The organism is Mesotoga sp. UBA5847 (assembly GCF_002432735.1).
Classification (GTDB): Bacteria; Thermotogota; Thermotogae; order Petrotogales; family Kosmotogaceae; genus Mesotoga.
Genome location: NZ_DJGL01000045.1, coordinates 1 through 558 on the forward strand (window position 1 = coordinate 1; position 558 = coordinate 558).

At 42.1% G+C, this 558-nt stretch carries 1 protein-coding gene; it reads right to left on the bottom strand.

All coding sequences use genetic code 11. The features are described from left to right. Positions 1 to 153 precede the first annotated feature (153 nt). A complete protein-coding gene (locus tag B3K91_RS04915; RefSeq protein ID WP_292594165.1) occupies positions 154 to 453 on the bottom strand; it encodes a GIY-YIG nuclease family protein in 300 nt (99 codons plus the stop codon). Positions 454 to 558: the final 105 nt, after the last annotated feature.

Consider the following 558-nt stretch of genomic DNA (forward strand, 5'->3'; position numbering starts at 1 on the left):
CTTTCCTCTTGAACGGTCAACGCAGGGGTCTTGAACAGGAAACACAACAAAAGCCCCAAACAAATGCATATTGGGGCAGGCAAGTGAGTGGATCTAGCGCGGGCTCCAGGGAATGACAGTTTGGGTCATTAGCGGGCCTGTATCTTATTTTCTTTATCGGGAACCAGTATAGATGTCTTCCCAAAGGTCACGAAGCTCCGGATTCATTTTCTTGATCAGCCTTAGTTTCCATTCCCTTTTCCAGCTCTTCAGTTGTTTTTCCCTTCTGATAGCTTCTTTGATTGTCTCATAGTACTCATAATAGACAACGATTACGCAATTGTACTTGTCAGTAAAACCTTCTACAATTTTGCTCTTGTGTTCAAAAACCCTTCGAAGAAGATTGTTAGTTACACCAACGTAGAACACAGTTCTGGAAGGATTTGTAATTATGTAAACAAACCCTGAGTTCATTACATCACCTCATACGAATAAGAAGATGAGTGTTTTTATGATAGCACTGTGATTGCCTTTTGATGAGTGCACGTGAAGAAAAAGAGCGAGATCCCGTGCAGGTGC

Coding starts and splice junctions, on each gene's coding strand:
- B3K91_RS04915 (WP_292594165.1), bottom strand. CDS start 453: ATGAACTCAGGGTTTGTTTACATAATTACAAATCCTTCCAGAACTGTG.